Below are 22,476 nucleotides of genomic sequence, written 5' to 3' on the forward strand. Positions count from 1 at the left end.
CGCGACGGTGGGCCGTCCTCGCGTCCACCGACTGACGATCCCGGTTCATCATCTCCGGGATTCGCGCACCGGGATCGTCATCGACTGGGCGACAGCGCAGCGTGACCGCGCCGCGGATTGTTGCCTGCAGACGTTCCTCCCTACCGTCCCCGGCCAATTCCAGTCCCCGCCAGAGCTCTGAGCCGCTACCGCCCACAGTGAGTCGGTAGGGGCCCGGGCGCGCGGTCGCAGCGCCAGGAGACGGGGTTTGGACCTCCGTGCCGTTGCAGGAATGGAGATGAATCACCGGCCTAGGATCTCATCGTGTGTGATTGGTCAATCGACTGGGGTGACGCTCCGGGATGGGTCGGGGCGATCGGTACCGTTCTCGCGCTCCTGTGGGCCGTTTTTCTCTACAGCCGCAGCCTGTCGGACCAACGTCGATCTCAGGCGCGACTCCTTGCGCCGATCGGAGGAACTGCCCCGGTGCAGGTCTTACCGGGAGAGTTGCAGAAGAATCCTTCGGTAGCGATGCCCGGGCTCGTTGAGTTCGATCCGAACGCAGGTCTCCGGTTTGTTCGTGCCGCCGATTCGGCACGTGTTCGACTCGTATCTACGAGCGAAGAAGCCTTCTCCAACCTCGTCGTCCATCTTGTCCTCGCTGATGGTCGCAGGATTCCCTTCGCGCTGGGATTCGATGAGATGGGCCCGAACGAGGACCGGCAGTTCACGGTGTATTACCCCGAGGGTACGATTTCAGGCCCGATGAAGGTGAACCTGGTCTTCCAAGACGCTAACGGTCGCTGGTGGGAGCGAACCAACGGAGAGCCAGTGCGGTCAATCCGCGGCCGAAGGACTCAGCCAGCGTTGACGTTGGATGAAGAGCCCGCAGGCGCTGGGCGATGGGTGAAGTCGGACCGGAATCGTCGTTGAGTGCGGAGGAGCCTTCGATTCAAGGTCGACGGACTCGCGGTTGTGATCCTTTCAGTTGCTGACCCTGACGGGGTCGGGACCGCATGTAGGACGGATCATCGAGCGGGCCGGGTGGTTCGACCAGCGCCAGGCATACGCAGTGGTCCCGTCGCATTCGAGTTTGTCCCATACGTGGGCCGAGTCACAGTTCGGTAGGAATCGCGGGGCGAGGAGCCTCAGCGCTGCTCTGCGGCCAGCTTGCTGTGCTTCCGCGAGTACCCGAAGTACACCCCGAGCCCGATCGCGAACCAGATCGCGAACCGCACCCAGGTCTCCCACTGCAGGAACGTGACGAGCCACAGCGAGGCGACGACCCCGATGATCGGCACGACGGGCATGAACGGGAGCCGGAACTGCCGGTCGAGGTCGGGCTGCCGGTAGCGCAGCACGATCACCGCCGAGCAGACGACGACGAACGCGAGCAGGATCCCGATGTTCGTCAGCTCCGCGACGACGCCGATCGGCAGCAGCCCCGCGAGCACCGCCGATGCGATGCCGAGGATCCACGTCACCCGCGTGGGCACGTGCCGCTTCGGGTCGGTCTTCGCGAACCACTTCGGCATGAGCCCGTCGCGGCTCATCGAGAACCAGACGCGCGAGGCCCCGAGCATGAAGGTGACCAGCACGGTCACGATGCCGACGATCGCCCCGATCGCGATGACGTTGGCGATCCCGCCGAGCCCGACCGACGCGAACGCCGACGAGAAGCCCGAGGCGGGGTCGATGTCGGTGTACTTCTGCATGCCGGTGAGCACGAGCGTCGCCAGGACGTAGAGCACCATCGCGATGCCGAGCGACAGCAGGATCGCCTTCGGCATGTGCTTCCGCGCGTCGGTGGACTCCTCGGCGGCGGTGGACATCGCGTCGTAGCCGAACACGGCGAAGAACACCGTGGCGGCGCCGGTCATCACGCCGCCGAAGCCGAACGGGAAGTACGGCGAGTAGTTCGCGCTGTTGATGTGGAAGACCCCGAGCACGACGATGAGCACGACGAGGGCGACCTTGATCGCGACGGCCACGAGCTCGAAGCGCGCCGCGCTCCGGATGCCCCGGGTCAGCACGAAGGCGGTGAGCAGGCAGAGGACGATCGCGAACACGTCCACGACGTGGCCGTCACCGGTCCCGGGCGCGCCGAGCATCCACGCGGGCAGCTCGATGCCGAACTGGCCGACCAGGAACCCGACGTAGCCCGAGATGCCGATCGCGACGACGGCGACGATCGCGGTGTACTCGAGCAGCAGGTCCCAGCCGATGAACCACCCGACGACCTCGCCGAGCACGGCGTACCCGTACGTGTAGGCGCTGCCGGCCTTCGGGATCATCCCGGCGAACTCGGCGTACGACAGCGCGGCGGCGGCACTGGCGACACCGGCGATCAGGAAGCTGATGAGGACGGCGGGGCCGGCGACGCCGTTCGCGACGGTGCCGGCGAGGGTGAAGATGCCCGCGCCGATGATGCCGCCGATGCCGATGGCCGTGAGCTGCCAGAGCCCGAGGTGCCGTTTCAGGCCGCCCTCGCCCTCGGGGTCGTCGTCGATCGTGTCGATGGGCTTCCGCCGGAAGATCCCCTGTGTCGTCGTCGTCACGCACCCACTCTGCTCCTTCTGCGGCGGCGGTGGTAGACCCGGTTGCATGCATCGTGCTGCTCGTGTCGAACCCGGTCCCGGCCAGGAGTCCGTCTGGGACTACCCGCGTCCTCCCGCGGTCGAGGCGGTCCCCGACCGCGTCGTCGTGCGGCTCGGCGGGACGGTCGTGGTCGACACGACCGACGCCGTCCGGGTGCTCGAGACCTCGCACCCGCCGGTGTACTACGTCCCGATGGCGGGGCTCGAGCTGCGTCCGGCGCAGGGGTCGAGCATGTGCGAGTTCAAGGGGCGTGCGCGCTACTTCGACGTGGTCGGCGGGGACGGCGTCGTCGCGCCCCGGGCGGCGTGGAACTACCCGACGCCGGAGCCCGGGTACGAGGACCTCCGCGACCGGGTGGCGATCTACCCGTCGGCGATGGACTCGTGCGAGGTCGGCGGCGAGGTCGTGCAGGCGCAGGAGGGTGACTTCTACGGCGGGTGGATCACCTCGCGGGTGGTCGGACCCTTCAAGGGCGGGCCGGGCACGCTCGGCTGGTGACCGCCCGCCCGGCGGCGGCGACGGGGCGGAGGTCCGCCGCGCCTCCAGGCCGTCGACCGGTGGTGGATGACCGCGGTCAGCGGCGCGCGTAGGGCGACCAGAACGGCGGCGGGAAGCCTCCGTCGGTCGCGAAGGTGAGGAGCTGCCAGGCCGTCATCACCAGGCCGAGGCCACCGAGCACCATCCCGATCCACGCCCAGACGCGCACGGCGCGACGCCGACCGGCGATCCGGACCGCGCGGACGCCGCAGAGCACGCAGACGATGCCGAACACGGCCTCGAGGAGCACGTGCCGCGCCATGTCGGCGGCGGGCACGATGATGCCCATCCAGAGCGAGAGGGGAGCGAGCAGCACGGCGACGGTCGCGAGGACGGCGGGCGGTTCGTGGTCGCGAGCGACGGCTGCCATGGGTCCGAACGTACCGACCCGTGGCCCGTTGCGCTCGCCTCCGGGGACGGCCGGTCGGCGCATCGCCGCGCGACGCGCCGGACGGACACTGCGCGAGCGAGCACGATGAGGGCATGCGTTCCTTCGTCCGTGTCCTCCTCGGTGCTGCGCTCGTCTTCGCGGGCACCAGCCACCTCACCTTCGCCCGTCGTGACTTCCGCGCTCAGGTGCCGGACTTCGTGCCGCTCGACACGGACACGACCGTGCTGGCCTCCGGTGTGGCGGAGATCGGACTCGGCAGCGCGCTGCTCTTCACGCCGCGCAGCCGCCGGAAGACCGTCGGCACGGTCGCGGCCCTGTTCTTCACGGTGATCTTCCCGGGCAACCTGTCGCAGTGGGTGAACCGCCGCGACGCGTTCGGCCTCGACTCCGACGAGAAGCGCGTCGCCCGTCTGTTCGGGCAGCCGCTGCTCATCTGGGCGGCGCTCTGGTCGACCCGCGGGTCCGGTACGGGGCGCTGATGGCTGCCCCGGCGGCGTCGCAGGACCCGGACGTGTCGTCCGGGTCCGTCGGCGTGGCCGGGTCGGACGGGGCGGTCGCGTCGGCTGCAGGGGTCGGGTCGGGCCCGGTGGTCGCGTCGGCTGCCGGGGTCGGGTCGGACGGGGCGGTCGCGTCGGCTGCCGCGGTCGGCCGGGAGGCACGGCTCGCCGCCGGCACGCACCGCCGCGTCGCGGACGTGGTCGCCACGGTGCTGCTGCTCGTCCTGCTGGCCGTCGAGTCGGTGGCCGTCGGCGGCGGCATCGTCTTCCTGTCGATGGCCTTCCACTCGTGCGCGGCGCCGGGGAACACCTGCGACGTCGGGCTCGGTGGCGGGGTGGTGACCATCGGGCCGGTGCTCGTCGTGCTGGTGCTCGTCGGGACGGTCGTCGGCTGTGTCCTGCGGCTCGTCCGGCGACGGCTCGCGTGGCCCCTGGTGCTGGTCGGCATCGCCGCGCAGGTCGTCGTGTTCTTCGCTGCCCTGCTGCTCGTCGACTCCGCTGTGCAGCACGGGTTCTGACGCTCGTCCTGCTGGGGACCTGCGGGGCACCTGCCGGGCATCCGCCGGGCTCCTGCCGGTCTTCCTGCACAGGGTGCGGTCTCGGCATCGTCGTCCACAGATCGTCGGTGGACGCTGCTGCCCGCCGGGCACGGGCCGCAGGCTCGGAGCATGTCAGGAACCGAAGTGCTCGACCAGCTGTTCACCACGTCCGCCCGGACCGACGCCGACGTCGTCGCCCTCGTCTCCGGGGTCGTCGGACCGCCGATCCGGCGGCAGTGCTGGGTGCTCTTCCTCGACGAACGGGCGCTGCCGATCCCGTTCCTGTTGCCCGTGTCGGACCTGCCGCTGCAGCCGGACGAGCACGTCGAGGACTTCGCCACGCTGGTCGCGGAGGTCTGCGTCGACAACGCTGCGTCCGAGGTCGTGCTCGCGTGGGAACGGCCGGGTGAGACGCAGTTGTTCCCGGTCGACTGGGAGTGGATCGACGCCTGCGCGTGCGCCTTCGCCGAGCGGGCGGTGCGGCTGCGGGGTCAGGTCGTCGTGAACGCCACGGGGGCGTCGATGGTCGAGCTCCACGACGCCGAGGAGCTCGGGCCGGTGCTGCGGTGACCTCAGCCCTGGGGAGCGGTGTCCGGCACCGACTGCCCCGTCAGACCCTCGACGACGGCCTTCGCCTCCGGCCAGAACTTCGCGTAGTGGTCCGGGTCCGAATTGATCTGCACCGCGTGCGCCATCTGGGTCGGGGTCATCGTCTTCCACCCCGGCGTCTTCACGAGCTTCGCGTAGAACATCGTCGCCGCCGTGTACGGGTCCATCCGCTGCTCGTACGTGCCCCACGCGCCGTTGTCGCGCTGCTGGAAGAGCCCGCGGCTGTCCGGCCCCGCGGCGTCCCCGTGGTCGAGGTTCACCAGGCTCGACTCGCCGATCGCGGTCATCACGCCGACGGCCTGGGTGTGCGGGCCGATGCCGAGTGCCTGAGCGGCCTCGATCACGTACGCGGCGTTCACCAGGCGGTCCTGGCAGAAGCCGGCGACCGGGCCTGCGGGCACCACGATGCCGCCGATCGTGCGCGAGGCGACGTCGGGACAGGCGGGCGCCGCGGTCACGGACTTCGCTGCGCCGGTCAGCGAGTGCACCGCGATGACGACGACGACCACCACGCCGATGACGGCCGCGACCACGCCTGCCCCGAACACCGAGGCGATGGTGATGCCGGCGCGGCGCATGTCGGGGTCCTTCCGGGCGGGCGGTCCGTCGCGAGTACCGGACGGTCGGTTGCAGGGCACGACGAGCGTACGGGCGTCGGCTGGGAACCGCAGCCGCCCGATCGGGGGTGTCGGCGGCCCCGTGCTCACGGTCGGTCGCGTCGCCGGCGCCCGCCTCTGGTCGGTCGCAACGGCGGCGCCCGCCTCCGGTCAGTCGCGTCGGCGGCCGGACCGGAACGCAGCCGACAGCGAGAGCAGGACGATCGTCCCGATGGAGATCGCGAAGATGACCTCGGACGCCTCCATCAGCCGTCCCGGCGGTGGCCGTCCGCGTCGCTGTGTCCGCCGTCGCCGTCCTCGTGGTGCCGGTGGCCGGTGCCCGGACGGACCACCGCGGTCGGCTCGGTGACGAGTCCGGTGGGCGCCTTCTCGGTCTGCTTCCGGCCGTGCGTGAACCACGTGAGGAGCCAGAGCAGGACGCCGAGCCCCAGCAGTGCGCCGGCGATCTGGTACTGCTGCGGGTCGCGACCGGACGAGAAGGGGAGGACGAGCCACAGGCAGGTGACCACGCCGATGACGGGGATCACGACACCGGCCCGGAAGTGCTTGTGCCCGACGCGGTCGCGACGGAGCACCAGCACCGAGAGGTTCACGACCGTGAAGACCGAGAGCAGGAGCAACGAGGTCGTGCCGCCGAGGACCACGACGATGGGGGAGTCCGGGTCGAGCGAGACCCAGCCGATGAGCAGCAGCGAGATGACGGTGGTGAAGACGATCGCGGTCGACGGCGTGCGACGCGCCGGCGACACCCGCGAGAGGAAGCCGGGCAGCACGCCCTGCTTGCTCATGCCGTAGAGCAGCCGGGACGCCATCATCATGTTGATCAGCGCGGTGTTGGCGACCGCGAACATCGAGATGAACGGCAGCAGGTCGGCGATGGGGAAGTCCGGCGCGGCGGTCTGCACGACCGTGACGAGCGGCGTCTCGTTGCCGGCGAGCTCACCGATCGGCACGACCGCGACGGCGCAGATCGACACGAGCACGTAGATGACCGCCGTGATGCCGAGGCCGGTGAGCATCACCTTCGGGAAGATCCGCGACGGGTCCTTGGTCTCCTCGGCCATGTTCACCGAGTCCTCGAAGCCGACCATCGCGAAGAAGGCCAGCGAGGTCGCGGTCGACACCGACAGCAGCAGCGTCTTGTCCTCGGGGGTGTCGAACATCACCACGCGCGAGAAGTCCGCGTTGCCACCGGCGATCGCCCAGAACCCGATGAGGATCACCATCACCAGACCGGACAGCTCGACCAGGGTGAGCACCACGTTCGTCTTGACGCTCTCACTGACCCCGCGGAAGTTGACCGCCATCACCGCGAGCATGAACCCCATCGCGATGAGCATCACGACGCCGTTCGGCAGCTCGAGGCCGAAGCCGGCGCCGAGGTTCGCCGCGAACGCCCGCGAAGCCGTGCTCGCCGACGTGATGCCCGAGCACATCACGATGAACGTGACGATGAAGGTGACGAAGTGGATGCCGAACGCCTTGTGCACGTAGAGCGCAGCGCCCGCCGTCTGGGGGTACTTCGTCACGAGCTCGAGGTACGAGAACGCCGTGAGCAGGGCGACCGCGAAGGCGATGAGGAAGGGGAGCCATGCGGCACCGCCGACCTCGGCGGCGACCTGGCCGGTGAGCGCGTAGACGCCCGTCCCCAGGATGTCGCCGACGATGAAGAGCAGCAGCAGCTTGGGACCGATGACGCGCTTGAGCGTGGGCTGCTCCTGCTGCGTCGCGTCCGACTTGGTGGTGGTCATACGTCAGCCTTTCCCGAGGGATGGCACTCTGTCTACTCTCACAGGAAGATCGACGCCGGCTGCAACACGCCCGTGATCCGATCGCGCGGTCGCTCACGGGCTCCGGTGGCTACGCTCCGGGGCATGCACGACGATTCCGACACCACCGAAGAGCCCGTCGAGTTCGCCGACTTCAATGCCAAGCTGCTCGTGCTCGACGTCCTCTGCTACGACCTCGACGTGCTGGAGCCCTACGACGGCGACGAGGACGAGGACGCCGGTGAGGACCTCGACGTCGAGGGACAGGACGACCGCGCTCGCGAGTACTACGACGACCTCGACCTGCTGCCGTCGCACTTGGCGCTGGTGACCGAGCTCACCGTCGACTCCGACCTCGAAGTCCTGCAGGACGTCCACCCCGGGTGGGACGGGTCCGACGACCGCTACGACCCGCAGAACTGGGACGACGTGCTCGACCTCCCCGCGCTGACGACCGTGTACGCCGCCGCGCCGCTGCCCGCGCACGTGACCGAGCGCCTGGCAGCCAAGGGCGTCGAGGTCCGCTCCGCCTGAGCCCGCGACGCTCGGGCGCCGAGGCATCGCAGCCGCACAGTGCGCGCGGGCCCGCGCGACACCGGGGTTGTCGTCCGACAGCGGCATCGTCGTTCCGCCCGCACGGCGAGCGTGCGCGCACACCCGCCCAGGACCGCAGCGCGACATTGCACGCGTCGATCGACACGCGGAACGTCGACCCATGTGGAGGCACCTGGTGCGTGCGCATGGTGCGACACCGCACCCGTCGATCGACGGGTGCGGTGTCGAAGTCCGCGTGTGCACGCCCTGCCCCAGCGCAACGGCCGCCCGGCGGGGACCGCGCTACCCCTGCAGCGCCCGCACCTGCTCCGTGAACTGCGCCGCGCCGCCCTGCGCCGGGTGCCGCACCGCCACGGCGTCGATGCCCGCCAGCGCGAGCGCCCCCTGTGCCTTCCGCCCGACCGCGACGACCCGCACGTCCCGGCGGCGACCGGCACGATCGGCGGCACGAGCGTCCCGCAGCGCCTCGAGCAGCGCGAGTGCGACCGGAGCACCGTCGCGGACCTCGGCCGGACGCGGGGTCCGGTTCGTCTGCCGGTCGCTCGCGACGAAGGGGTGGTGCGGGAAGATCGCCCAGGCGAGGGGGAGCGGACCCGACCAGTCCTGCAACGCCGCGTGCACGACCCGGGACGACGCCTCCCACGGCGCGGTCGGCTCCGGCGGCACGAGGACGTCGAAGCCGAGCGTGCCGAGCTCCCGCATGCTCGTGAAGGGGATGCCCGTGTTGGTCATGCCGCGCCAGCCGGGGGCCTCGGCGACGAGCACGGTGTCGGCCGCTGCCCCGACGTGGGACAGGTAGGCCGACAGGTTCGCCCGTCGCAGTCGACCCTCGGCCGAGTCGGTCGAGTAGAGCGCTTCGGCGTCCTCGGCCACCGGCACGGCGTCGAGCGCAGCCCAGAAGCCCGAGAGGTCGAGCGCGCCAGCAGACCCGGACAGGTCGATCCCGCCAGCCGACCCCGGCCGGCCGATCCCCGCGCCTCCGGCCGTCACGAGCGTCCGAGCACCCGCCGGTACACGTCCTCGAGTCCGGCCGCCGAGCGCTCCCAGCTCAGGCGTTCGGCGTGCTCCCGACCCGCGGCGGCGAGCCCGGCCGCGTACGTCCGATCGGTCAGGATCCGTTCGATCTCCGCAGCCCAGTCGCCCGGGTCGCGGGACTCGAGCACGACCCCGGTCTCCCCGTCGACCACGGCCTCCCGCAGCCCACCGGCAGCCGCCGCGACGACGGGTACCCCGGAGGCGGAGCCCTCGAGCGCCACGAGTCCGTAGGTCTCCGAGTGCGACGGTACGAGCACGGCCGCTGCGCCACGGAACAGGAACGCCAGGTCGGCACGCGACTGCGGACCGACGAAGGTCACGCGGTCGGCGATGCCGTGCGCGGCGGCGAGCCGACGCAGTTCGTCCACGTAGTCGCCTGCCTCGCTCGAGGCGTCGCCCGCGATGACGAGGGTGGGGCGGACCTCCTCGCCGATGCCCGCGACCGCCTCGATCGCCAGGTCGAGCCCCTTCAGCGGCTGCACGCGTGCCGCCGCGACGACGTACGGCGTCTCCGCACGGCGCGCGCCGGCGCCGGCGGGGCGGAAGACGGACCCGTCGACGCCCGGCGGGACGATCCACGTCCGCGACTCGTCGCCGCCGAGACGCGTGCGGACCGTCGACGCCTCGGCGGACGACACGACGACGACGGCGTCGGAGTCGCGCGCCAGCATCCGCTCACCCGCGGGACGGCCAGCGGACTCGGGACGCTCGCCCTCGGACAGGGGAGTGTTCGACTCGGCTGCGATGGAGTGGAAGGACTGCACGTGCGGGATGCCCCGCTCGCGGGCGACGGGCAGGGCGGCGACGCCGGAGAACCAGTGGTGCGAGTGCAGCACGTCGTAGGGGCCGAGTTCCTCGAGGCCCGCCCGGAACGGCTCGATGAACGCGTCGTGCTCGCCCTTCGGCACCGGCTCCGCTGGCCCGGCGGACAGGAACCGCAGGCACACGCCCGGCACGAGCGAGACGCTGTCCGGCTGCGTGGGCGCCGACCGCCGCGTGATGATCTCCACCTGGTGGCCGCGGTCGGCCAGGGCCTCGGCCTGGTGTCGGACCACGACGTTCATGCCGCCGACCTCGCCGGAGCCGGGCTCGTCGCCGGGGGAGGTGTGCAGCGACACCAGCCCGATGCGCAGGGGTTCGCTCGTGGTGCTCACGGCGTCGAGCCTAGCCGCGCGGCCGCCGCTGCGACCCACGCGCGGGTGCCACCACGACGGGCTGGCGGCCCGCCTCGTCCGGTGGGTCGGACGGGAGGCCCGGATCACCTCCCAGCACCTGCACCCGTTCGTCGCCGTGCCGCTCCCAGAACGCGGCGGTCCAGGCGCACAGGGCTCCGTCGAGCAGGTCCTCCCGGTGCTTGTGTGTCGGCCCGTGCAGCACCGACGGGTCGGCGAGCCCGGCCGTCAGGGGATGGGAGTCGAGCAGCAGCGGCGGGTCGAGCGGGGTCGTGCGCAGCCGGTGCACGAGGTCGTCGAACGCCTCGGCGCGCCGCTGTCGGGCGACGACGGCCGGGAGCTTCAGGTCGAGGCGCTTGTACCGCGGACGCTCGTCGTCGTAGCCGAGCTCCTCGACCCCCACGAGGGTCGTGTACGGGTAGCACTCGAAGGCCGCCGGCCCGGTGCGCTCCCGCATCGCCGCGGTGTCGCTGACGTAGCCGATCCCGAGTTGCGTCAGCCGGTCGAGCAGCCGTGCGCCGGCGCTCGCCGCCGAGGCCAGGTTCGTCGGGTTCGCCGCGACCTTCCACCGGCCGTAGCGTTGCCCGACCTGCCGCTCGGCCTCGCGGATGCCGCTCGGGTTCGTCACCACCAGCGAGGCGTCGACGGCGACCAGGGTCCGTTGCCCGAGGTGCTCCGCGATCCAGTCCGTCACGGCGTCGACCCCGCGGGCCCACCCGGCGTCCGTGATCGTGCCGTCGTCGGCCATCGCGACGAGACCGGTCTCGTTCGCGGGCTTCCGGGCGCTGCCGAGGCCCCACGCCAGGTCCACCCCGAGGTACGCCGTCACCGGTCCATCGTGCCCGGCGTCGCTCGGTCGACGCTCCACGCCCGTTGCCGTGCCGCTCGCCGGCCCTCCACAGCCGCGCCTGAGCGGGCAGGACACGCCGCGCGTGGCGCGCCGAGTGGGCGGAACTCGTCGGCCGACGGCGGCGAACGTGGCGGAACTGGCCCGTTCGGCGTGCCGGGGGTGCCGGGCGGGGCGGGGCGGGGTGGGCGCGGGCGCGGGTGACGGCGGGCAGGCGTACTGCCGTCGTCGTGGTCGAGGGTTCATCCGCTGGGCGCGGAGCCCCGTTCGGGGGTCTCGCGAGGACGCTGAGGGGTCGTCACCATCGACTCCGACCAGCCGGAAGGGGCAGATGGCATGCGGTGGGCAGCACTGAGGACGAAGACGAAGGCGACGATCGTCGTCGCGGTCGCGGCGACGATCTGGCTCGGGGGAGTGGGCTCGGCCGGAGCCCTCGTCGGGGCGGTCGCGTCGAACGCCGCCGACGCACGGCCAGTGACGGCCGTGGCGGCCGCCGAGACCGCGCGCCCCGAGACCACTCGCACGCCGACACCGACACCGACGCCGACTCCGGTCGTCGCCGTCTCGGAGGAGACCGAGGAGACGGCGATCCCGTTCGAACGGACCTCGGTCGACGACCCTGCGCTGCCGAAGGGGCAGTCGAAGGTCACGACGCCGGGCATCGACGGGGTCGAGACCACGACCTGGCGGGTCACCACGACGGACGGCGTGGAGACCGACCGCGTGGAGGTCGGCAAGGAGGTCACGAAGACGCCCGTCGCCGAGGTGACGGCGATCGGTTCGTACGTCGCTCCTGCTGCACCCGCACCTGCCCCGGTCCAGCAGGCTCCGGCCGCTCCGGCGCCCGTGCAGCAGGCACCGGCGCAGGACACGATCACCCCAGGGGCGTTCTGCTCCAGCGCGCAGAACGGCACCGTCGCCCAGGCGGCCAACGGTCGCTCCTACCAGTGCGGAGGCAAGGGCCCCGACGCCAGCGGCCACCTGCACTGGAACACCATGTGACCCGACGCCGCCCGTGGTGCGCCGAGCGGGCGGAACTCGTCGGCCGACGGCGGTGAGCGTGACAGATCTGGCCCGCTCGGCGGGGAGAGCTCGGCGGAAAGGGCGGGGCCGAGGGCAGGCCGGGGCCGGGGGCGCCCGGAGCGCCGGCCGTGTACGGTCCGCTGCATGGCGAGCGAGGCGACGACGCTGACGGTCCCGGGTCCGGACGGCGACCGGGAGGTGCGGATCAGCAGCCCGTCCCGCGTGCTCTTCCCCGAGGTCGGGATCACGAAGCTCGACCTCGCCGAGTACCTGGTCGCCGTCGGGGAGCCCTTCGTCCGGGCCAACGGGGACCGGCCGATCTCGCTGCAGCGGTTCGGGTCGGGCATCGGCGGGGATTCGTTCTTCTCGAAGAACCCGCCGAAGGGTGCTCCCGAGTACGTGCGCGACGTCGTCGTCACCTACCCGAGCGGCCGGTCACACCCGCAGCTCGTGGTCGACGAGCCGGCGGTCGCGGTGTGGGCAGCGCAGATGAACACCGTCGTGTTCCACCCGTGGGCGAGCCGCGCCGAGGACTCCGACCACCCCGACCAGCTGCGCATCGACCTCGACCCGCAGCCGGGCACCGACTTCCACGACACGGTGCCGGTCGCGCACGAGCTCCGGAAGGTGCTCGACGAGGTCGGGCTCACGGCGTGGATCAAGACCAGCGGCAACCGCGGCCTGCACGTGTTCGCACCGATCCGGCCCGAGCACGAGTTCCTCGACGTCCGTCACGCGGTGATCGCGGCGGCGCGGGAGCTCGAGCGGCGGATGCCCGACCGTGTGACGACGGCGTGGTGGAAGGAGGAGCGCGGGCAGCGCGTCTTCGTCGACTTCAACCAGGCGAACCGCGACCGCACGATGGCCGGCGCCTACAGCCCGCGAGCCCTGGCACACGCGAGCGTCTCGACGCCGATCACCTGGGACGAGGTCGACAGTGTGGACCCGACGACCCTGACGGTGATCACCGTCCCGGAACGGCTGCGGACCCTCGGCGATCCGTGGGAGTCGATGCACGCGGAGCCGGGGGACATCGCTCCGTTGCTCGGGTGGTGGGAACGGGACATGTCGTCCGGGCTCGGCGAGCTGCCGTTCCCGCCCGACTTCCCGAAGATGCCGGGGGAGCCGCCGCGCGTCCAGCCGTCCCGGGCCAAGAAGGCCTGAAGCGCGGAACGGACCGTGCGAGACGGACCGGCCCTGACCGGGCCGGCTCAGGCCGCGGCGACGTCCTCGGCGCGGTGCTCGGGCTTCGCGACCCGGCTGGTGTGCATCGGCAGCGTGACGCTCGCCGTGTGCAGTCGCGTCAGGCGGGACCAGGTGCCTCGGTTGGCGTCGCTGATGCCGTCGATGATCATGTCCCGCTCCCGTCTCCACCGTGCCCCCGGATCCCCGTCCGAAAGTCACTAGTTAGCCTAACTACTGCGAGCATATTGACGCGCGGCGGCCGGTGCAAGCGCTAGGACAACACGTCGCGCAGGTCGTACGCAGATGGGACATCGAGCTGCTCGAACCCGCACGACCGGGCGTCGCGGTCGGGCCGCCAGCGCTCGAACTGCACGGTGTGCCGGAACCGGTCGCCCTCCATCTGGTCGTACCGCACCTCGAGCACGCGTTCCGGCGCGAGCCGGACGAACGAGGTGTCGCGACCCGACGAGAACCGCGACCGTTCCCCGTCACCGGTGACGGGCCTCCCGTCCGCATCGCGGAGCACGACGGGCTCGAGCTCCTCCACCAACTGCTGCCGCCGGCGGTCGGTGAAGGCGGAGACGCCGCCGACCTGGCGGAGGTCACCGTCCGCGTCGTACAGCCCGACGAGCAGCGAGCCGACGCCGCTGCCGCTCTTGTGCACGCGGTACCCGATCGCGACGACGTCGGCGGTCCGGTGGTGCTTCACCTTGAGCATGGTGCGCTTGTTCGGCTCGTACGCCTTCGCCCGGGGCTTGGCCACGACGCCGTCCAGGCCGGCGCCCTCGAACGTGGTGAGCCACTCGCGGGCGAGGTCGACGTCGAGCGTGGTGCGGGTGACGAACAGCGGGTCGGTCATGCCGTCGGCGAGTGCCTCCAGCCGCTCGCGCCGCTCGTCGAACGGCAGGTCCAGCAGCTCCGTCCCGTCGACGGCGAGGAGGTCGAACGCGACGAACTGTGCGGGGGTCTCGACGCTCAGCGTGCGGATGCGCGACTCCGCCGGGTGGATCCGCTGGGAGAGGGCCTCCCAGTCCAGGTGCTCACTCCCCGGCTCGCCGCTCCGCAGGACCACCTCGCCGTCGAGCACGACGGGGTGGTCGCGTCCGCCGAACTGCGCGCGGAAGGCCTCCACGAGCTCCGGGAAGTACCGGGTGAGCGGCTTCGCCCCGCGGCTGCCGATGGTGACGTCGTCGCCGTCGACCGTCACGATCCCCCGGAAGCCGTCCCACTTCGGCTCGTACCGCAGCCCGCCGCGGACGCTGTCGGGGTCGGGCACGGTGGCGACGGCCTTGGCGAGCATCGGTGCGATCTCCATGTGGCCTGTCTACTCGCGGTCGCTCCCGCGGACGGGAGGCTCGGCTCGGCTCGGTCCGTCCGTCGCGACGCGCACGGGTCCCGACCGGGAGGCACGGCCCACCCCGGCGCGCGGGCGTCGTCACTATGGTGGTCGCGTGACGACCGTGCCCCCGCCGGCAGCGCCGGCACCGGAACCGATCAGCCCCGTGCAGGCCGCCGCGCTCCGCGACGGCGTCCTGCCGCCCGTCGAGCAGGTGCGCCCCGGCGTCTGGACCCTCGCGGTGCCGTTCCGCGGGGGCGTGCCGGACGCGACCCTGTCCTACGTGGTGGAGGGGACCGACGGGTCCCTCGCCGTGATCGACCCCGGATGGGCGGAGGACGACGAGCTCGCGGTGCTCCGCGCCGGTCTCGCGGCGGTCGGGCGCTCGGTCGACCAGGTCGGACTCGTCGTCGTGACGCACCTGCACGCCGACCACCTCGGTGCTGCCGCTGCGCTCCGGCGTGCGAGCGGGGCCCGGATCGCGATGCACCGGCTCGAGGTCGAGGCCCTGCGGCGGGAGCGCGAGGACGCCGCCGCGAACGACGCCGACATCGCCGGGTGGGGGCTGCCCGCGGAGCTGGTCGCCGGCGTGGTCGCCGCGTGGGGGAGCGGACGACGGATCGGCCTCGGTCGCGCCGTCGAGCCCTTCGCGGACCTGCTCGTGGCGGACGGCGACGTGCTGCCGATCCCCGGGCGCGAGGTCCGGGCGCTGTGGACTCCGGGGCACACCGCCGGGCACCTGTGCCTCGTCGACGAGGGCGACGGGCTGCTCTTCACCGGCGACCACGTGCTGCCGCGCATCAACTCCGGGATCGGACTCGGCGGGCGGACGACCACGAACCCGCTCGGCGACCTCCTGTCCTCCCTCGCACGGCTCGACGGGTACGGCGACCTCGAGGTCTGTCCGGGGCACGAGTACCGCTTCCGCGACGTCGTCACGCGTGCCCGGACGCTCGCCCGGCACCGAGCGGAGCGTTCGCACCACGTCGCCGCGGCGCTCGACACCCTGACGTCCCCGACCCTGTTCGAGGTCGCCTCGCGCGTGCCGTTCAGCGGGGGGATCGACTCGATGACGGGGTTCCTGCTCGCGAGCGCGCTGACGCAGACGGCCTTCCACGCGGACCTGCTCGGCCGGGCGGACGAGATCCGGCGAGACTGAGATCGGTCCGGCTGACGCCGGTCCGGCTGCCTCCGGTCCGGCTCAGACGACCGTCGCGGCGAGTCGTTCGAGCGTGGTCCGGGCGTCGGCGAACTCGGCCGACGCGTGCTCGGCGAGCGGTGCGAGGTCCGGGATCCGGTCCGCGAGGGTGGCGCTGACGGTCACCGGGTACAGCTTCATGCCGAGCGCCGTCCCGAGGATCAGGTGCAGCACGGGCGAGCCGTGGTCCCAGGTCTCGGTCGGGGAGCCGGCGTCGTAGGTGGCGCCGCGGCTGACGACCGTCACGACCGGCCGACCGGCGAGCGGCTGGACGTCCCCGGCGAGGACCCCGGGCACGTGGACCCGGTCGATCCAGGCCTTGAGGGTCGACGGCACCGTGTAGTTGTACAGCGGCGCCCCGACGACGACGGCGTCCGCGGCGAGGAGCTCGTCGATGACCTCCTGGCGGAGTGCCTCGGCCTCGGGCGCGACGGACTCCTCGGCGGTGCGGTCGGACGCTGCCCAGTGCAGTGCCGAGGTCTCGAGGTGCGGGAGCTGGTCGACGTGCAGGTCCCGGCGCACCACCGTGTACTCCGGGCCGCGGGCGCGCCAGGCGTCCGCGAACGCGGCGGTCAGGGCGCGCGAACGCGAGTGGGCGAGGTCGGCGGAGGAGTCGATGTGCAGCAGCGTGGGCATGCGGCCCACGCTACCGACGCGTGCCCCGGTGGGACGGGCAGCCGACGGCCCGTGTCCCCGTGGACGTGGCGCGGCCCCGTCGTGTCCGCGAGGGACACGGCGGGGCCGCGGGAGGAGCCTCCCGGCCGGCCACGGCGTGACGGGGCGGACGGGAGGCTGCGGGTCAGCGGTGCACGGACGCCGCCGCGCGTTCGAGGGCGTCGCGGAGCGCACGGACCGCCGGGGAGGACGACCCTGCGGCGCGGACCACGGTGAAGATCGTCCGTCGCGGACGATCGGGCAGGTCGACGAGCCGGCACGTGGTGGTCCGACCCGTCCACATCAGGTCGGGCATGAGGCTGACGGCGTTCCCGGACTCGACCAGGCGGATCTGGGTCTGCAGGTCGGCGGTCTCGTACCGCACGTCGGGCTCGAAGCCCCACCGGCGGCAGACCTGCTCGGCGAAGTGCCGCGACGCCGTTCCGCGGGGCTCCATCACCCACGGCATCGCCTCGGCGTCCTCGATGGACGACACCGGCGCCAGGGCCGTGTCGACCGGCGGCAGCGCGAGGCGCACCTCGTCCGTCGTCAGGTCCGACCGGTGCAGCCCGGACAGGTGCGGCGCGGTGTGTGCCGGGTACTGCTCGGCGATCACCATGTCGAACTCGCGGGCCCACGTCTCGTGCAGTGCCGTCTCGGGCTCGCGCTGGACCATCTCGATGCGCACGTCCGGGTGCGCGACGGCCATCTCGTGCAGCGCGTTCGGCATGAGGGCGAGGGCGGCCGACTGGAACACCGCCACGCGGACCCGTCCCTGCACCGTGGGGAGCGACGACTCCACCTGCGCCTGCGCCTGGTCGAGCACGTCGAGCACGTGCCCGGCGGCCTGCACGAGCACCTCGGCCTGCGGGGTGAGCTGCAGGCGACGGCCGACCTTGCGGAGCAGGGGCACGCCGGCCTCACGCTCGAGCACGGCGAGCTGTTGCGACACCGCGGACGGCGTGAAGTTGAGGGCCTCCGCGACGGCTGCCACGGTGCCCCGGATCGAGAGCTCCCGGAGGAGGACGAGACGACGGACATCGAGCATGCAGAAACAGTAGCTGTCCTGCACGGTACGCATCAGCAGGAGTTGCTTCCGCTTACGCTTCTCGAACTCCACACTGAACCCATGACCGACCTCCAGGCACGCGACGCCGAAGCCGCACCGACCCCGCACGACGACCTGGCGGACCAGTCCGTCGCCCTCGTCCGCCAGTGGTTGGCCGAGGCCGAGACCTACCCGGTCGACGGCTCGGCGAAGCAGCTCGCAGGCGTCCTCGCCGACCCGGCCGGGCTCGACTTCGCGGTCGGGTTCGTCGACGGCGTCGTCCGGCCCGAGGACCTCGGGGTGGCCGCCCGGAAGCTCCGGCAGATCGCGCCCGGTGCGCCGGGGTTCCTGCCCGCCGCGCTCCGCGGGCTCGTCCGGCTCGGCGGTGGCATGGCCCCGGTGCTGCCCGGTGTCGTCGTCCCGATCGCGCGGCGGGTGCTCCGCGAGATGGTCGGACACCTCATCGTCGACGCGACCGACGCCAAGCTGGGGCCGGCGATCGCGAAGATCAAGCGCGACGGCGTCCGACTGAACGTGAACCTGCTCGGCGAGGCGGTGCTCGGTGAGAAGGAGGCCTCGCGCCGGCTCCAGGGCACGCAGCGGCTCCTCGCCCGTGACGACGTCGACTACGTCTCGATCAAGGTCTCGTCGACCGTGCACCCGCACTCGCCGTGGGCGTTCGACCACGCCGTCGAGGACATCATCGCGAAGCTCCGCCCGCTCTTCCGTCGCGCCGTGCAGAGCTCGCCGCGCAAGTTCATCAACCTCGACATGGAGGAGTACAAGGACCTCGACCTGACGATCGCGGTCTTCACGAAGCTCCTCGACGAGCCGGAGTTCACCGACCTCGAAGCCGGCATCGTGCTCCAGGCGTACCTGCCGGACGCGCTCGCCGCGATGCAGCACCTGCAGGATTGGTCGGCCGCTCGTCGTGCTCGCGGCGGTGCCGACATCAAGGTCCGCCTCGTCAAGGGCGCGAACCTGCCGATGGAGCAGGTCGAGGCCTCGGTGCACGGGTGGCCGCTCGCCACCTGGCACACGAAGCAGGACTCGGACACCAACTACAAGCGCGTGCTCGACTGGGCCCTCACGCCCGAGCGCATCGCGAACGTGCGCGTCGGCGTCGCCGGGCACAACCTGTTCGACGTCGCGCACGCCTGGCTGCTCGCCGGGGAGCGCGGCGTCCGTGACGGCATCGAGTTCGAGATGCTGCTCGGCATGGCGCAGGGGCAGGCCGAGGCGGTCCGTCGCACGGTCGGCTCGCTGCTGCTCTACACGCCGGTCGTCCACCCGGGCGAGTTCGACGTGGCGATCGCCTACCTGATCCGACGGCTCGAGGAAGGCGCGTCGCAGGAGAACTTCATGTCGGCGGTCTTCTCGCTGGCGTCGTCGCCCGCGCTCTTCGCCCGCGAGGAAGCACGGTTCCGCGACTCCCTGGCCCCGCTCTCGCAGCCCGGCGGCCTGGACGCCCCGGCGCCGCACCGCGTCGGCGACCGGTACGCGGCGGTCGAGCGGCCCCGCCCCGGTCACTTCGAGAACACGCCGGACAGCGACCCGTCGGTCGCGACGGTCCGCGAGTGGGGTGCGGCGATCACGTCGCGCGTCGCCACGTCGACGCTCGGGGAACGCGCCGTCCAGGAGGCCCGGCTCACCTCCGCCGAGCAGCTCGAGACCGTCCTGGGTCGCGTCCGCGCCGCCGGGACCGAGTGGGGCTCGTGGTCCGGTGCTGCGCGCGGCGCGGTGCTCCACGCCGTCGGTGACGCGCTGGAGGCGAACCGCGCCGCCCTCGTCGAGGTCATGGCGGCCGAGGCCGGCAAGACGATCGACCAGGCCGACGTCGAGGTGTCCGAGGCGATCGACTTCGCGCACTTCTACGGCGAGCTCGCCGCGCAGCTCGACGACGTCGACGGCGCGTCCTTCTCGCCGGCCGCGCTGACGCTGGTCACGCCGCCGTGGAACTTCCCCGTCGCGATCCCGGCCGGCTCGACCCTGGCGGCCCTCGCTGCCGGGTCGGCCGTCGTGCTGAAGCCCGCGCCGCCGGCCGAGCGCTGCGGTGCCGTGCTGGCGACGGTCATCGAGACCGCGCTCGACGCCCACGGCGTCCCGGCCGACGTGCTCGCCTTCGTCCAGGTGGCCGAGGACGACCTCGGCAAGCAGCTCGTCGCTGCTCCCCAGGTCGACCGGGTGATCCTCACCGGCGCGTACGAGACGGCCGAGTTGTTCCGGTCGTTCCGTCCGGACCTGCCGCTGCTCGCGGAGACGTCGGGCAAGAACGCGATCATCGTCACCCCGTCCGCCGACCTCGACCTCGCGGTCAAGGACGTCGTCGCCTCCGCCTTCGGGCACGCCGGGCAGAAGTGCTCCGCCGCCTCGCTCGTGGTGCTCGTCGGGTCCGTCGCGTCGTCGCGCCGCTTCCGCTCGCAGCTCCTCGACGCCGTGTCCTCGCTCACCGTCGGGTACCCGACCGACCCGACGACGCAGATGGGGCCGATCATCGAGCCCGCCGCCGGCAAGCTGCTCGAGGGTCTGACGAGGCTCGGCTCGGGGGAGTCGTGGGCGGTCGCACCGAAGCGCCTCGACGACACCGGCAAGCTGTGGAGCCCCGGTGTCCGCGACGGCGTCCGGCGTGGGTCGGCATTCCACCGCACCGAGTACTTCGGCCCGATCCTCGGCATCATGACCGCGAAGACCCTCGACGAGGCGATCGACATCGTGAACGAGGTCGACTACGGCCTGACCTCGGGACTGCACTCGCTCGACGCGTCCGAGATCGGCACGTGGCTCGACCGGATCGAGGCGGGCAACCTCTACGTCAACCGCGGGATCACCGGTGCCATCGTGCGGCGGCAGCCCTTCGGCGGGTGGAAGAAGTCCGCCGTCGGAGCCGGCACCAAGGCGGGCGGGCTGAACTACCTGCTCGGGCTCGGTTCGTGGTCGCCGGCACCGGCGTCGGCCGGTGGGGCGACGTCCGCCCCCGTGCGCTCGTTCCTCCGCGCAGCCGGGGTCACGTCGGAGTCGCTCGAGCGGGCCGCCGCGTCCGACGAGCAGGCCTGGTCGTCGCTCTTCGGTGCAGCGGTCGACGTCTCGGCGCTCTCGGCCGAGCGGAACATCGCGCGGTACCTGCCGTACCCCGGAGTCCACGTCCGCCTGGCGTCGGCGGAGGAGCCCGCGGTCGAAGACCTCGTGCGTGTCGTGGCCGCGGCGGTCCGCGCCGGGACGACGATCGACGTCTCGTCGGTGGCCGCGCTGCCGTCGGTCGTCGCATCGGCCGTCCGGGCCCTCCCGAACGTCCGGTCCGTCGCCGAGGGGCAGTCCGACGAGGCCTTCGCGAAGCGCATCGAGCGTGGCGAGTCCACCCGCGTGCGGCTCGTCGGCGGCGACACCGCGGCGCTGACGACCGCGATCGGTGGCCGTCCGGACGTCGCCGTGTACGGGGAGCCCGTGACCGAGGCCGGGCGGATCGAACTGCTCCCGTTCCTCCGCGAGCAGGCGGTGTCGATCACGGCGCACCGCTTCGGCACGCCGAACCACCTCACCGACGCGCTGATCTGACCGGCGTCGGGCGGCTCGACCGGGCCGCCCGACGCGCGGGCGGCCGGAGTCGAACCACGGAAGCGACATCGAACCAGCACCGCGCGCTGGTTCGATGTCGCATTCGTGGTTCGATCCGTGAGGCGGTCCGTGCGCCTTCCGGACCGTCGGACGCGTGGGGGACGGTGCGCCGTACCGTCCGGCAGCCGCGCTGCGTACCGTCGATCGCATGTGCGAGTCCGTCCAGTGCCCGGTGTGCGGCAAGACCTCGTGGACCGGCTGCGGCGACCACGTGCGCGATGTCTTCCGAGGCGTCCGACGTCGAGATCGCTGCACGGGCCACGGGCTCCCTCGGCACGTCCTCGACACCGCGGGCTTCCGGTGAGGACGGCCGACGGCGGCATCGTCGATCCGCAGGGGTTCGCGCACGTCCGGTTGACCGTGACGGACATCCGACGGAGCAAGGCGTTCTACGCACAGCTGTTCGGCACGGCCCCCGGGAGCGACTTCAGCGACGAGATCGACGACCCCACGATCCACGACGACCCCTGGCGGACGTACGGCGGGTGCTCGTTCACGTTCCACGGGCAGACGCTCGGGCTCCGACCGGTCGCTTCCGCGGGGGACCGCTTCGACCCCGACCGGGTGGGCCTCGACCACCTCAGCCTCCGGGTCCGGTCCGTGGACGACCTCTACCGCGCCGTCGAACGGCTCGACGCGGCGGGCATCGTGCACGGGGCGGTGACGGACCTCGAACCGTTCGGACTCGTCATCCTGTCGCTGCAGGACCCGGACGACATCAACCTCGAGCTCGCGGCGCCGCGACCGTCGGACGCCTGACCGACCGGGTGCGCCGGGCTGGCCGGTAGCCGCACGCTGCCCGGTGTCGCTCAGCCCTCCGGCGTTGGCTCGGGTGCATGAGCGAACAGATCGTCAAGCCCCTCGGCCTCGCCCACGTGCGGGTCACCGTCACCGACATCCACCGCAGCAAGGCCTTCTACGAGCAGCTGCTCGGTACGGCACCGGCGATGGACTTCAGCGAGCACGCCGACGAGCCCGGCATCACCGAGGACCGTGAGCGGCTCTACGGCGGCGCGATCTTCCCGGTCGGCGACCAGCTCTTCGGGCTGCGTCCGGTCGCGCCGAGCGGACAGCGCTTCGACCCGGACACCGTCGGCCTCGACCACGTGAGCTTCGTCGTGGGTTCCGTCGACGAACTGCACGCTGCTGCCGAACGCCTCGACGCCGCCGGCATCGAGCACGGCGAGGTCACCGACCTCGGGGACGCCGGCATGGTCATCCTCTCGGTGCAGGACCCGGACGACATCAACCTGGAGCTCGCCGCGCAGAAGTGAC

General features: G+C 72.1%; 23 protein-coding genes. 12 read left to right on the forward strand and 11 right to left on the reverse strand.

All coding sequences use genetic code 11. From position 1 onward, the window contains the following. The first annotated feature begins 303 nt into the window (after positions 1–303). Positions 304–912, forward strand: a complete 609-nt coding sequence (locus tag ACIQFY_RS00195; protein WP_400337679.1) for a hypothetical protein — start codon at positions 304–306, stop codon at positions 910–912. A 215-nt stretch (positions 913–1,127) separates the two neighbouring features. Here the strand turns inward: ACIQFY_RS00195 and ACIQFY_RS00200 are convergent, their stop codons facing one another. After that, positions 1,128–2,537: an amino acid permease gene (locus ACIQFY_RS00200; RefSeq protein WP_400337681.1), complete on the reverse strand. Its 1,410-nt coding sequence runs from the start codon at positions 2,535–2,537 to the stop codon at positions 1,128–1,130. Positions 2,538–2,583: 46 nt separating this feature from the next. On the opposite strand from ACIQFY_RS00200, the gene ACIQFY_RS00205 reads away from it, so the two are divergent. Then, positions 2,584–3,075 carry a DUF427 domain-containing protein gene (locus tag ACIQFY_RS00205; protein ID WP_400337683.1) on the forward strand — a complete coding sequence of 164 codons (492 nt, stop codon included), beginning with the start codon at positions 2,584–2,586 and terminating at the stop codon, positions 3,073–3,075. A 76-nt stretch (positions 3,076–3,151) separates the two neighbouring features. Here ACIQFY_RS00205 and ACIQFY_RS00210 read toward each other — a convergent pair whose 3' ends face one another. Further along, a complete protein-coding gene (locus ACIQFY_RS00210; protein ID WP_066653595.1) occupies positions 3,152–3,484 on the reverse strand; it encodes a hypothetical protein in 333 nt (110 codons plus the stop codon). 113 nt (positions 3,485–3,597) lie between these two features. On the opposite strand from ACIQFY_RS00210, the gene ACIQFY_RS00215 reads away from it, so the two are divergent. The 3 genes from ACIQFY_RS00215 (at position 3,598) to ACIQFY_RS00225 (ending at position 5,111) form a co-directional block, all read left to right on the forward strand. After that, positions 3,598–3,984 (forward strand): hypothetical protein, encoded by a 387-nt coding sequence (locus ACIQFY_RS00215; protein ID WP_066653598.1) that lies wholly within the window; start codon positions 3,598–3,600, stop codon positions 3,982–3,984. Beyond that, positions 3,984–4,520 carry a hypothetical protein gene (locus ACIQFY_RS00220; RefSeq protein WP_400337686.1) on the forward strand — a complete coding sequence of 179 codons (537 nt, stop codon included), beginning with the start codon at positions 3,984–3,986 and terminating at the stop codon, positions 4,518–4,520. The genes ACIQFY_RS00215 and ACIQFY_RS00220 overlap by 1 nt, the downstream gene beginning before the upstream one ends. Before the next feature lie 150 nt (positions 4,521–4,670). Beyond that, on the forward strand, positions 4,671–5,111 hold the full coding sequence (locus ACIQFY_RS00225; protein ID WP_144411277.1) for a hypothetical protein: 441 nt from the start codon (positions 4,671–4,673) through the stop codon (positions 5,109–5,111). Positions 5,112–5,113: 2 nt separating this feature from the next. Here the strand turns inward: ACIQFY_RS00225 and ACIQFY_RS00230 are convergent, their stop codons facing one another. Continuing rightward, positions 5,114–5,728: a hypothetical protein gene (locus ACIQFY_RS00230; protein ID WP_400337689.1), complete on the reverse strand. Its 615-nt coding sequence runs from the start codon at positions 5,726–5,728 to the stop codon at positions 5,114–5,116. Between the two features lie 284 nt (positions 5,729–6,012). Continuing rightward, complete coding sequence (locus ACIQFY_RS00235) at positions 6,013–7,518, reverse strand: APC family permease (RefSeq protein ID WP_251160158.1); 1,506 nt, start codon at positions 7,516–7,518, stop codon at positions 6,013–6,015. 123 nt (positions 7,519–7,641) lie between these two features. On the opposite strand from ACIQFY_RS00235, the gene ACIQFY_RS00240 reads away from it, so the two are divergent. Continuing rightward, the gene (locus tag ACIQFY_RS00240; protein WP_209683174.1) at positions 7,642–8,070 is read left to right on the forward strand and encodes a DUF6892 domain-containing protein; all 429 of its coding nucleotides are present in this window, start codon (positions 7,642–7,644) and stop codon (positions 8,068–8,070) included. A 303-nt stretch (positions 8,071–8,373) separates the two neighbouring features. Here ACIQFY_RS00240 and ACIQFY_RS00245 read toward each other — a convergent pair whose 3' ends face one another. Genes ACIQFY_RS00245 through ACIQFY_RS00255 form a run of 3 tightly spaced genes read right to left on the reverse strand, consistent with a single transcriptional unit; the run spans position 8,374 to position 11,127 of the window. Next, positions 8,374–9,081 (reverse strand): hypothetical protein, encoded by a 708-nt coding sequence (locus ACIQFY_RS00245; protein WP_400337692.1) that lies wholly within the window; start codon positions 9,079–9,081, stop codon positions 8,374–8,376. After that, the gene (locus ACIQFY_RS00250; RefSeq protein ID WP_400337695.1) at positions 9,078–10,280 is read right to left on the reverse strand and encodes a glycosyltransferase; all 1,203 of its coding nucleotides are present in this window, start codon (positions 10,278–10,280) and stop codon (positions 9,078–9,080) included. The genes ACIQFY_RS00245 and ACIQFY_RS00250 overlap by 4 nt, the downstream gene beginning before the upstream one ends. 10 nt (positions 10,281–10,290) lie before the next feature. After that, the gene (locus ACIQFY_RS00255; RefSeq protein WP_400337698.1) at positions 10,291–11,127 is read right to left on the reverse strand and encodes a DUF429 domain-containing protein; all 837 of its coding nucleotides are present in this window, start codon (positions 11,125–11,127) and stop codon (positions 10,291–10,293) included. A 354-nt stretch (positions 11,128–11,481) separates the two neighbouring features. Here ACIQFY_RS00255 and ACIQFY_RS00260 point away from each other — a divergent pair, with 354 nt between their 5' ends. Both ACIQFY_RS00260 and ligD read left to right on the forward strand, forming a co-directional pair. Beyond that, positions 11,482–12,147 carry a G5 domain-containing protein gene (locus ACIQFY_RS00260; RefSeq protein WP_400337701.1) on the forward strand — a complete coding sequence of 222 codons (666 nt, stop codon included), beginning with the start codon at positions 11,482–11,484 and terminating at the stop codon, positions 12,145–12,147. A 165-nt stretch (positions 12,148–12,312) separates the two neighbouring features. Continuing rightward, positions 12,313–13,332, forward strand: a complete 1,020-nt coding sequence (gene ligD / locus ACIQFY_RS00265; RefSeq protein ID WP_400337704.1) for a non-homologous end-joining DNA ligase — start codon at positions 12,313–12,315, stop codon at positions 13,330–13,332. 47 nt (positions 13,333–13,379) lie between these two features. Here ligD and ACIQFY_RS00270 read toward each other — a convergent pair whose 3' ends face one another. Beyond that, a complete protein-coding gene (locus tag ACIQFY_RS00270) occupies positions 13,380–13,523 on the reverse strand; it encodes a hypothetical protein (RefSeq protein WP_153257421.1) in 144 nt (47 codons plus the stop codon). Positions 13,524–13,624: 101 nt separating this feature from the next. Beyond that, positions 13,625–14,668 carry an ATP-dependent DNA ligase gene (locus ACIQFY_RS00275; RefSeq protein ID WP_066653615.1) on the reverse strand — a complete coding sequence of 348 codons (1,044 nt, stop codon included), beginning with the start codon at positions 14,666–14,668 and terminating at the stop codon, positions 13,625–13,627. 136 nt (positions 14,669–14,804) lie between these two features. On the opposite strand from ACIQFY_RS00275, the gene ACIQFY_RS00280 reads away from it, so the two are divergent. Further along, the gene (locus tag ACIQFY_RS00280) at positions 14,805–15,848 is read left to right on the forward strand and encodes an MBL fold metallo-hydrolase (protein ID WP_400337707.1); all 1,044 of its coding nucleotides are present in this window, start codon (positions 14,805–14,807) and stop codon (positions 15,846–15,848) included. A gap of 42 nt (positions 15,849–15,890) precedes the next feature. Here ACIQFY_RS00280 and ACIQFY_RS00285 read toward each other — a convergent pair whose 3' ends face one another. Together ACIQFY_RS00285 and ACIQFY_RS00290 are read right to left on the reverse strand one after the other, a co-directional pair. After that, positions 15,891–16,523 carry an FMN-dependent NADH-azoreductase gene (locus ACIQFY_RS00285; protein ID WP_066653625.1) on the reverse strand — a complete coding sequence of 211 codons (633 nt, stop codon included), beginning with the start codon at positions 16,521–16,523 and terminating at the stop codon, positions 15,891–15,893. 163 nt (positions 16,524–16,686) lie between these two features. Continuing rightward, on the reverse strand, positions 16,687–17,589 hold the full coding sequence (locus tag ACIQFY_RS00290) for a LysR family transcriptional regulator (RefSeq protein WP_209683161.1): 903 nt from the start codon (positions 17,587–17,589) through the stop codon (positions 16,687–16,689). 81 nt (positions 17,590–17,670) lie between these two features. Here ACIQFY_RS00290 and ACIQFY_RS00295 point away from each other — a divergent pair, with 81 nt between their 5' ends. From ACIQFY_RS00295 to ACIQFY_RS00305, 3 genes are all read left to right on the forward strand, one after another. Next, positions 17,671–21,141 (forward strand): proline dehydrogenase family protein, encoded by a 3,471-nt coding sequence (locus ACIQFY_RS00295; RefSeq protein ID WP_400337712.1) that lies wholly within the window; start codon positions 17,671–17,673, stop codon positions 21,139–21,141. A gap of 360 nt (positions 21,142–21,501) precedes the next feature. Then, on the forward strand, positions 21,502–21,960 hold the full coding sequence (locus ACIQFY_RS00300; protein ID WP_400337715.1) for a VOC family protein: 459 nt from the start codon (positions 21,502–21,504) through the stop codon (positions 21,958–21,960). A gap of 77 nt (positions 21,961–22,037) precedes the next feature. Then, entirely contained in the window at positions 22,038–22,475 is a 438-nt protein-coding gene (locus ACIQFY_RS00305; RefSeq protein ID WP_209683155.1) for a VOC family protein, read from the forward strand. Position 22,476 lies beyond the last annotated feature (1 nt).

Origin of the sequence: Curtobacterium sp. NPDC092190 (genome assembly GCF_044755625.1) — a bacterium.
Taxonomy (GTDB): domain Bacteria; phylum Actinomycetota; class Actinomycetes; order Actinomycetales; family Microbacteriaceae; genus Curtobacterium.

Coding starts and splice junctions, on each gene's coding strand:
- ACIQFY_RS00285 (WP_066653625.1), bottom strand. CDS start 16,523: ATGCCCACGCTGCTGCACATCGACTCCTCCGCCGACCTCGCCCACTCG.
- ACIQFY_RS00275 (WP_066653615.1), bottom strand. CDS start 14,668: ATGGAGATCGCACCGATGCTCGCCAAGGCCGTCGCCACCGTGCCCGAC.
- ACIQFY_RS00225 (WP_144411277.1), top strand. CDS start 4,671: ATGTCAGGAACCGAAGTGCTCGACCAGCTGTTCACCACGTCCGCCCGG.
- ACIQFY_RS00220 (WP_400337686.1), top strand. CDS start 3,984: ATGGCTGCCCCGGCGGCGTCGCAGGACCCGGACGTGTCGTCCGGGTCC.
- ACIQFY_RS00210 (WP_066653595.1), bottom strand. CDS start 3,484: ATGGCAGCCGTCGCTCGCGACCACGAACCGCCCGCCGTCCTCGCGACC.
- ACIQFY_RS00290 (WP_209683161.1), bottom strand. CDS start 17,589: ATGCTCGATGTCCGTCGTCTCGTCCTCCTCCGGGAGCTCTCGATCCGG.
- ACIQFY_RS00205 (WP_400337683.1), top strand. CDS start 2,584: ATGCATCGTGCTGCTCGTGTCGAACCCGGTCCCGGCCAGGAGTCCGTC.
- ACIQFY_RS00295 (WP_400337712.1), top strand. CDS start 17,671: ATGACCGACCTCCAGGCACGCGACGCCGAAGCCGCACCGACCCCGCAC.
- ACIQFY_RS00240 (WP_209683174.1), top strand. CDS start 7,642: ATGCACGACGATTCCGACACCACCGAAGAGCCCGTCGAGTTCGCCGAC.
- ACIQFY_RS00235 (WP_251160158.1), bottom strand. CDS start 7,518: ATGACCACCACCAAGTCGGACGCGACGCAGCAGGAGCAGCCCACGCTC.
- ACIQFY_RS00215 (WP_066653598.1), top strand. CDS start 3,598: ATGCGTTCCTTCGTCCGTGTCCTCCTCGGTGCTGCGCTCGTCTTCGCG.
- ACIQFY_RS00270 (WP_153257421.1), bottom strand. CDS start 13,523: ATGATCATCGACGGCATCAGCGACGCCAACCGAGGCACCTGGTCCCGC.
- ACIQFY_RS00305 (WP_209683155.1), top strand. CDS start 22,038: ATGAGCGAACAGATCGTCAAGCCCCTCGGCCTCGCCCACGTGCGGGTC.
- ACIQFY_RS00260 (WP_400337701.1), top strand. CDS start 11,482: ATGCGGTGGGCAGCACTGAGGACGAAGACGAAGGCGACGATCGTCGTC.
- ligD (WP_400337704.1), top strand. CDS start 12,313: ATGGCGAGCGAGGCGACGACGCTGACGGTCCCGGGTCCGGACGGCGAC.
- ACIQFY_RS00230 (WP_400337689.1), bottom strand. CDS start 5,728: ATGCGCCGCGCCGGCATCACCATCGCCTCGGTGTTCGGGGCAGGCGTG.